Origin of the sequence: Clostridium sp. C105KSO13 (assembly GCF_001517425.1) — a bacterium.
Lineage (GTDB): Bacteria > Bacillota > Clostridia > Lachnospirales > Lachnospiraceae > Muricomes.
In genome coordinates this window covers 1-7,676 of the sequence record NZ_FBWL01000105.1, presented here as the reverse complement: position 1 = coordinate 7,676, position 7,676 = coordinate 1, and the positions used below count along the sequence as shown (strand labels likewise).

The 7,676-nt window shown below is 45.3% G+C and carries 9 protein-coding genes; 6 read left to right on the top strand and 3 right to left on the bottom strand.

What is annotated here, in order from left to right; all coding sequences use genetic code 11:
- Positions 1 to 309: 309 nt before the first annotated feature.
- Together BN3456_RS00790 and BN3456_RS00785 are read right to left on the bottom strand one after the other, a co-directional pair.
- A complete protein-coding gene (locus BN3456_RS00790) occupies positions 310 to 1,053 on the bottom strand; it encodes a hypothetical protein (RefSeq protein WP_089982070.1) in 744 nt (247 codons plus the stop codon).
- A 161-nt stretch (positions 1,054 to 1,214) separates the two neighbouring features.
- Positions 1,215 to 1,535: a helix-turn-helix domain-containing protein gene (locus BN3456_RS00785; RefSeq protein WP_089982068.1), complete on the bottom strand. Its 321-nt coding sequence runs from the start codon at positions 1,533 to 1,535 to the stop codon at positions 1,215 to 1,217.
- 559 nt (positions 1,536 to 2,094) lie between these two features.
- Between BN3456_RS00785 and BN3456_RS00775 the strand changes: the two genes are divergently transcribed.
- The 6 genes from BN3456_RS00775 to BN3456_RS00750 are packed head-to-tail and all read left to right on the top strand — an operon-like array spanning position 2,095 to position 6,875.
- Entirely contained in the window at positions 2,095 to 2,403 is a 309-nt protein-coding gene (locus tag BN3456_RS00775) for a fimbrial protein (RefSeq protein WP_242862766.1), read from the top strand.
- Between the two features lie 18 nt (positions 2,404 to 2,421).
- Positions 2,422 to 3,132, top strand: coding sequence for a hypothetical protein (locus tag BN3456_RS00770; protein WP_089982063.1), 711 nt, complete (start codon positions 2,422 to 2,424; stop codon positions 3,130 to 3,132).
- Positions 3,133 to 3,147: 15 nt separating this feature from the next.
- Complete coding sequence (locus tag BN3456_RS00765) at positions 3,148 to 4,119, top strand: hypothetical protein (protein ID WP_089982061.1); 972 nt, start codon at positions 3,148 to 3,150, stop codon at positions 4,117 to 4,119.
- Between the two features lie 2 nt (positions 4,120 to 4,121).
- Positions 4,122 to 5,942 carry a lysozyme family protein gene (locus tag BN3456_RS00760; RefSeq protein ID WP_089982060.1) on the top strand — a complete coding sequence of 607 codons (1,821 nt, stop codon included), beginning with the start codon at positions 4,122 to 4,124 and terminating at the stop codon, positions 5,940 to 5,942.
- A gap of 10 nt (positions 5,943 to 5,952) precedes the next feature.
- Complete coding sequence (locus tag BN3456_RS00755) at positions 5,953 to 6,552, top strand: DUF5038 domain-containing protein (protein ID WP_176699064.1); 600 nt, start codon at positions 5,953 to 5,955, stop codon at positions 6,550 to 6,552.
- Positions 6,549 to 6,875 (top strand): cell division protein FtsW, encoded by a 327-nt coding sequence (locus BN3456_RS00750; protein ID WP_089982057.1) that lies wholly within the window; start codon positions 6,549 to 6,551, stop codon positions 6,873 to 6,875. The genes BN3456_RS00755 and BN3456_RS00750 overlap by 4 nt, the downstream gene beginning before the upstream one ends.
- Before the next feature lie 41 nt (positions 6,876 to 6,916).
- Here BN3456_RS00750 and BN3456_RS00745 read toward each other — a convergent pair.
- On the bottom strand, positions 6,917 to 7,676 hold a 760-nt coding region (locus tag BN3456_RS00745; protein ID WP_141654480.1), incomplete at its 5' end, for an IS3 family transposase.

The window sequence follows — 7,676 nt, the reverse complement described above, 5'->3', positions numbered from 1 at the left end:
AGGCCGGGTGTGGGCAGAGCCCATGAAAAACAAATATAGATGTCTTATTTGCTATGAAATTTTTTCGAAAAAAGGTATAAAATTTTCAGATGCGGTAATACTATAGATAGAAATAAAATTCGACAATAGAATTTCGAATTAAACCGACATCAAAACCAATACATATTTAATTCAAATCAGGCAGTTCCTGACTTGCCAGACACAGAAAAATTTACGCCCTCGACTGAGGGCATCAGATCTTGCATCTGATTACCTTTCTTGTTTTGATTATACACTGGGGGATGCGAGAAATCAAGTCCCCCTTTATTATTAATTCTCATAATTATTTTCAGATTTTTCTCCATAATTCAACTCAGGTGCATAAATTGCCTGAACCTTCATTTCTTCTTCCCCGGCATCCACTTGCACATAATAATCACGGATAAAGTAGGAACGATTATGTTCCTGAAGCGGATATAATTCCAGAGTTTGAAAATCCACCAGACATAAATCGTTTGGCCTGGGTTCTTCCCCTTCATATCCATATGTCTCCATAGACTCCAGCAGTTTATCCAAACACCCCTGACATAAGTGCTTCTGCACCTTCTTTACATCAAATACCCTATCCTCGCCATATGAAATCTTGACTGTGGAAATCCCACGGTCAGACATCTGATCTGTAGAAAAAGAGCAGCCTCCTTCTCCTGTCCCGGTATGCCCGGAACGCACACCGCCTGTTGCTGCTGTGAAATTCCCGCCTTCGTCCTGATTACGTATCCTCATGTCAAGAACATACCAGTTATTTACACAGATGATTCCCAGGCTGTCAAACTTCCGAAAAAAGCCCATCAGGCTGCGGTTATCACTTCCACATAGCCAACACTTTTTAGTATCCTTCAGTTTGCTTTTGGCAGGTTCCAGTTCCTTATTCTCCCAAGTTTTCTTAGGGTACGTTTCTGTTTTTTGAATCTGTGGCTTTGGTGATTCACCACTATAATCTGTTACCTTCCCTGCACCAAAACCAATAAGTACTCCTAGCGCACACAGCAACACTCCTATACCATACTTCTTCATCACAGCTCTCCTTATAGACTTAGTTCTCTAATACCATCAGTATTACTATACCAAACCCGCGAGCCATTTTCATCATATAATACACTTTATGGATGTATTTTACGTCTTATGTTGCATATCACGCCTAAAAAAACTGCCTGCACTCACATGCAGACAGATTATCACTTTTCCGCCTCTTCAATTATCACTTCCAGTATACGAAGCACCATCTTTTGCTTTTTTACCGGCAATGCTTTCATCCGCTCTTCCAAGCTGGAACACTTCTCCTTTGTCTGAATCGGGACAACTTCAGCCAATATATCATTTGGTTCTGCTTCTACACACTTTAATATCTTTACAAATATCTCCAATGTAGGGACTTTCGCTTCACGCTCAATTGCGCTGACATAGCTGGTGCTGATATCTACCTTTTCTGCAAGTTGTTCCTGTGTGAAGCCTGCATTTTCTCTGCATTTCTGTATTTTTCTTCCGATACCCTTCATTACATGCCTCCCTTGAGTCCCCATCCATAACACTCTCAGTGCTAGTTGCTTGTACTAAGTATATTTTGTTTCTGAATGTCCATACAGTATCTGCTAGAATTATATTGATAACACTGTTAGAGTGAGTTTCGGCAACCCTTTCTACGCTTTCCTTCTTTACATTTGCAATGGCATTAAATTGTCACAACTTGACACGGTAATGCAATTGCTGGGGGAATTTACCCATGATAGAATAGGTATTGTCAAAATTATATGCAGTACAATGACGCAGCAATATCAAAGACCCAGCCTCTCTTTTGATATTAGCTGCATTTTTTATCTGCAGGAGGTGAGAATGCTTACAACTTCATATGGTTCTTATGAAAAGCAGTCCGTATTGGCCGGGCTGCTTTTTATGCCGGAATAACCGGCTTGAGGCATGAAAACTATAAGCCCGCGGGCAGGGTAACCCACTCTGCCCGTTTTCAAAAAAGGAGGTTTTAGCAACGTGAACTTATATAACACGAAGGAGGACGCCCCAAAAAGCAGGCGCCATATCAATTACGGCAGGTATCTATATCTGGGATTCCTTCTATCCACCTTACTTGTTGGGAATGTCCTGCCGGTACATGCTGCCACCATATGGGACAAGGCATCTGAGATTATGAAGGATGTCTATAACCAGATTGTGCTGATTTCCACGATTGCAGCTGTCGTTACCGCATCTGTGGCGCTGCTTTTGATGAATTTCTCTAAAAGCGGTAAGACCGTAGATGAATCCCGTGCCTGGCTGAAGCGGATTATCATCACGTGGGCAATCCTAAATGGACTTGGCTTCATCATGGCATATATCACCCCATTCTTCGCAGGTGGAAAGTGGAATGGCTAAGCCCGGAAAGGAGATTTTATGGGAATATTAGACGGAATTGTAGAATGGATTGCCGAGCAGGTGATGAACATCCTCGATTTGATTACTACCTCTGTCCTGGGTGCGCTTGGCTGTTCCATGGATACCTTTTTACGCTATTTCCCGGCGGCCGAAACCATGTACCAGATTTTTCTGGCGCTTGGAATCGGTTTAATCCTATTGAACTGGGTATGGCAATTATTTAAAAATTATTTTCTGGGGGCTGGAATCGAAGCAGAGGATCCTATCAAACTTTCCATGAGGAGCTTCCTTTTCCTGTTCCTTACCTTTTATGCAAAGGATATTGTGGATTTGCTCCTTAACATAGCAGGCACTCCATACAGTTGGATTCTGACAGAGGACCTTCCCAGTCTAAAGTTCGGGGATTTCAATTCTGTCATCACTGTCATTTTAGGCGTGTGCGCGAATGGTGCGGTAGCTCTGATTGCGTTAATCCTCGTCCTGATCCTGGCATGGAATTATATCAAGCTGCTATTTGAAGCAGCTGAGCGCTACATCCTGTTGGGTGTGCTGGTCTACACGGCTCCCGTGGCTTTTGCCACAGGCTCCTCCCAGTCCACCGGAAATATATTCAAAAGCTGGTGCCGGATGCTTGGCGGCCAGTTTTTTTTGTTACTGATGAATGCATGGTGCCTGAGACTGTTCACTTCCATGGTTGGCACATTCCTTGCAAACCCGCTCTCACTCTAAAGAAAGGAGGACACTATGAAACACAGAAAACAATTCTTGATACTGGCAGTACTTCTCATCTGCATGGTAATGATGAACACGATGTCCGTCTTTGCTGCGGAGCTTACGGAAGCTGAAGTAGAGCAGGCAGTCTCTGCCAATGGAAAAGAAGCCGTCACTGGAAACGTCTTTGTATGGTTCCTGTGTGCGATCGCCTTTTTGAAAGTCTCACAAAAAATTGACAGTTTTCTCTCCTCACTGGGCATCAACGTAGGCAATACCGGCGGGAACATGATGGCAGAATTACTCATTGCCGGGCGCAGCCTCTCCAGCACCTTTCGGGGCGGAGGTGCTTCCCATCGGGGCGGTGGTTCCTCTGCTTCCCCTGGTTCCTCTGCAGTTGGAGGCAGTTTTTTAAGTGGCGGACTGGCAGGTTCCGTAGGAAGGCAAGCCGAGCGAAGCGCGGTAAACAGCGCAACCGGATACTCCGAAGGCGGACTTGGAAGCAGCTTGTACCAGTCTTCCTTAAATAAGGGCGGGGATTTTGCCAACAATGTAATCAGCAAGATTGCCCATGGAAATTATGGTCAGGTGGGTTCCATCAAAGGTGATGATGCCTCCAAAGCATTTACATCCTATATGGGACTGAACCCGGAACATCCGGGTGCAGCCGAACCGGCAAGCGGCATGCAGGGTTCTTCCCCCGATACTGCTCCTGCAATCCCTTCCTATAGCAATATCGAAATCGGAGGAGGCAGAATTACCGGTACAGAACAGAGCGATTCTGGCAGCCGGGACTTTGCAATGTATAACGCGGACCAGTATATGGCTCCAAGCAAAGGAGAGTTTGACACCGTGAAAAGCGTAGACGGTGCCACCTGGTACAAGCAGTACGCTCAGGATACTGTTTCCAAAACACCTTATGAAAAAAGCAATGGTTCGATTGCCTACCATGAATCCCTTACCCAGCAGCTTCCGCCCACACCGCCAAGAAAGGAGCGGATTTAAACATGCCCGAACAGCAATCAGGTCTGGGAGAAGCAGCTGACGTAGGCGCATCTGCCATCTCGCATTTAAAATTACTGAAAACAGCCTCCGCTTTGTCAAAAACGGCAAAAGGGGCTGCAGTTGGCGGTCCATTTGGCGCCGTAATCGGTGCTGCACTTCATAACCGCCATAACTTAACAAAGGTGTTGACTGTCATCATCAGTCTGTTGATGCTTCCTGTATTATTTATTGTCATGCTCCCCGGGCTGATTTTTGGAAACCTGACAGATGATACGGGTGCCTTAAACGATAATACGCTCATCAGCGAAAATCTCCGGACTGCAAACCAGGCAATCGTAGAAGTGCTGCAGGAATGCCATGATGATACACTCTCCGAGATTAATGCAGCCATAGCAAATCTTCCCCAGGGTGACACAGCCAGCATTGCGGACCCATATGCCTACAGTATTTCCATCAATGCCAACCAGCTTATCGCACAGTTTTGTGCCGGCAGGGATAATTATCAGGACATAAATGTGGGCGAACTAAAAAAAGTCATCCGAGAGAATAAGGAAGGGCTTTTTTCTTATGATGTAACTACAGAAACCGTAACCATGGAAGTCACCGTGGATTCCGGGGCGGAGGGAACTCCTGATGCAGCCGCAGAACCCCAGACGAAGACCGTTACCTTTACCCGGCACACATACACGGTAAAGTATGCGGGAGACTCTTATTTTGCGGATCACGTATTCCATCTGTCCGAGAAGCAAAAAGACCTTGCATCCTCTTATGCAGAGAATCTGACGCTATTCTATGGCGCTGATTCCAGCGGCGTTGCCACTGTCGTCAATGTATCCGAGGAGGTGCTCGCTTACCGCCCGCTGGTCACACAGGTCGCTGCAAAATATGGCATGAGCCAATATGTGGACCTCATTCTTGCAGTGATGATGCAGGAAAGCGGGGGTCGTTATCTGGATGTGATGCAGGCGGCTGAGGGTGCATTTAACACCCGCTATCCCCGGGTTCCAAACGGCATTACGGATCCGGAATACAGCATCGAATGCGGAATCCAGGAACTGAAATATGCCCTGGATAAAGCCGGATGTACCGGACCCACTGACCTTGACCGGATAAAGCTGGCCTTACAGGGTTATAATTTTGGTTCCGGTTACATAGACTGGGCGATTGCCCGGGACGGCGGTTATACAAAAGAAAACGCTATCGCCTTTTCAGATATGATGTGTGCACGCCCAAACTGGCATTACAGTATTTATGGAGACAAGGAATATGTGGATCATGTGCTGCGCTACTATCAGATTACCTCTACCGGCGGAACTTATCCGGCAAACGGGATACAGATTCCCCACTACCTGCAGACAGATTACTCCCATATCCCTTATGGCGGCGGTTCCATCGCATCCAGCGGGTGCGGACCCACTTCCTTTGCCATGATAGCCAGTTATTTAACCGGCACGACCATAACACCGCCGGATGCGGTTGCATGGTGTGGCAATTCCTATTATAAGGCGGGTGTCGGGACCTACTGGAGTTACTTTCAGGCGGCAGCCACACACTTCGGCTGCGGAACTGTAACGGAAACAGGGGATCCCAATACCGTTCTTCGCGCACTATCCGAAGGCCGACCGGTAATCAGCTCCCAACGCCCCGGACTCTTTACCAGCGGCGGGCATTTTATTGTCCTGCGCGGCGTCACCGCAAGCGGCAAGGTGTTGGTAAACGACCCAAACGATAATGCATCCAAGAACTACATCCAGCGTGAATTTGACATGATGTCGGAAGTTCATGTCACATCCAACAAATATTGGATATTTGAGAAAAAATAAAGGAGGACCTATGAGCAGAAAAAAATTGATTCTCTCTATTTTACTGATGATTGTTTTAATCCTTGCAGGGATTGTGCTTCCCACAATATGGAAGGTCCAAAAGAAAAATCCTTCCACACAGGATAAAGCTCCCATATCCCAAGATAAATCAAAGAAGCCGGAAGGCTCTGCGGCAGCGGACAAAAAGCTGGTCTTTTCAAGCTTTGATGAGCTGAGCCAATTCTTCGCGGATACGCAGATTGCGGATATCAAATCACAGTTTGCCTCTTACCTTGAGGGAAGTGAGAAAGGGGCGATTGACAAGATTACCTTCCTGCCCGAAAAAACCGGTTATCCGGATAAGAACACCACCTGCTTTATGTTCCGGCTCTCAGATGACACACTGCTCCCCGTTTATTACAGCACCACTTTGGGTGCTTTTTTCTTTGGGGAAGAAAAACGGCAGATAAGCACTGAGATTAGGACATACGAATTGGAAATGGATGATACCCTCCCTTCTGTCACATCGGAAGAAATTGAACTCCGGCAAGAAGGAGGTTACGACGACACCAAAGACGAGCCACAAGAAAGCAAACCAGCAGAACCAAAAACAGAGGAGGCAAAGCCATGAGCAAGCCAGAAGAATCAAATGTAGCCTTTATCCCCAGAAACTTCATTGAACGCGGCACCTTTTTTGGCGGTGCCTTTAAAATCCGAAATGCCATTGAGGGCGGAGTCCTGGCCGCTGCAATTACCGTGCCGGTGCTGCACCTGCCGCTTTCTTTGACTGTCCGGATTATCATTCTTTGCATGACAGCGCTTCCTGCAGCCATGCTTGCCTTAATCGGGATAGGTGGTGAAAGCATCACGGCCTTTTTAATGAACGCCATTCGTTTTTTAAGAAGACGCCGTATCATCTGGACCTATGTCAATACCTTGGACACAAAAAGTTGAACTTTTTCTCTCTGTATAAAATTAATACGTAGAGAAAGATTTTAAGCTACAAGAACCTCATCTTCAACCTGCTGTGGGGTTTTATAATCCAGTGCGCTATGTCTCCTTCTGCGGTTATACCAAGACTCAATATATTCAAAGAGAGCTGCTTCAGCCTCTTCAAATGTATGATATGTATTTAGATATACTTCTTCCTTCTTCAATACTGAATGGAAGGACTCTATACAAGCGTTATCATAGGGATTTCCTTTTCTACTAAAGGAATGTTTCATATTTTTTTCTATGATCATATCTTCAAATACGGTGCTTGTATATTGGCTGCCCAAATCACTGTGAAGAATAATATCTGTAGTATCTTCTACATTGAGACATGCATTTTCTACCGCCTTTTTAGCTAATTCGGCGGTTGGGTTTTTGCCGTATGAATAACCAATGATCTTTCTATTATATAAGTCCATCACTGATGCTAGATAAGTCCAGCCTCCATCTTGAACATGTATATACGTTATGTCAGTAACCCATTTTTGATTTATTGTTGTAGCATTAAAATCACGATTTAGTATGTTTTCCTTATCATCAGGAACCTTACCCTGATTATTTTGATACTTATATTTGCGTACTACAACACTGCGAAGACCTAGCTTAGCCATATGTCTTTGCACTCTTTTGACAGAACATGGGATACCAGCCTCTTCAAGATCTCGCTGTATCTTAATAGCACCATAACGCCCCTTAGATCTGTTATAGTAAAATTGAACTTCATCACTAAATTTGTTGTAGTCAATTTCTCTTTGAGATGTA

What these genes read in the sequence shown, in the direction of transcription:
- BN3456_RS00785 (WP_089982068.1), bottom strand. Translation starts at nt 1,535, where the DNA reads ATGAAGGGTATCGGAAGAAAAATACAGAAATGCAGAGAAAATGCAGGC.
- BN3456_RS00755 (WP_176699064.1), top strand. Translation starts at nt 5,953, where the DNA reads ATGAGCAGAAAAAAATTGATTCTCTCTATTTTACTGATGATTGTTTTA.
- BN3456_RS00770 (WP_089982063.1), top strand. Translation starts at nt 2,422, where the DNA reads ATGGGAATATTAGACGGAATTGTAGAATGGATTGCCGAGCAGGTGATG.
- BN3456_RS00750 (WP_089982057.1), top strand. Translation starts at nt 6,549, where the DNA reads ATGAGCAAGCCAGAAGAATCAAATGTAGCCTTTATCCCCAGAAACTTC.
- BN3456_RS00790 (WP_089982070.1), bottom strand. Translation starts at nt 1,053, where the DNA reads ATGAAGAAGTATGGTATAGGAGTGTTGCTGTGTGCGCTAGGAGTACTT.
- BN3456_RS00765 (WP_089982061.1), top strand. Translation starts at nt 3,148, where the DNA reads ATGAAACACAGAAAACAATTCTTGATACTGGCAGTACTTCTCATCTGC.
- BN3456_RS00760 (WP_089982060.1), top strand. Translation starts at nt 4,122, where the DNA reads ATGCCCGAACAGCAATCAGGTCTGGGAGAAGCAGCTGACGTAGGCGCA.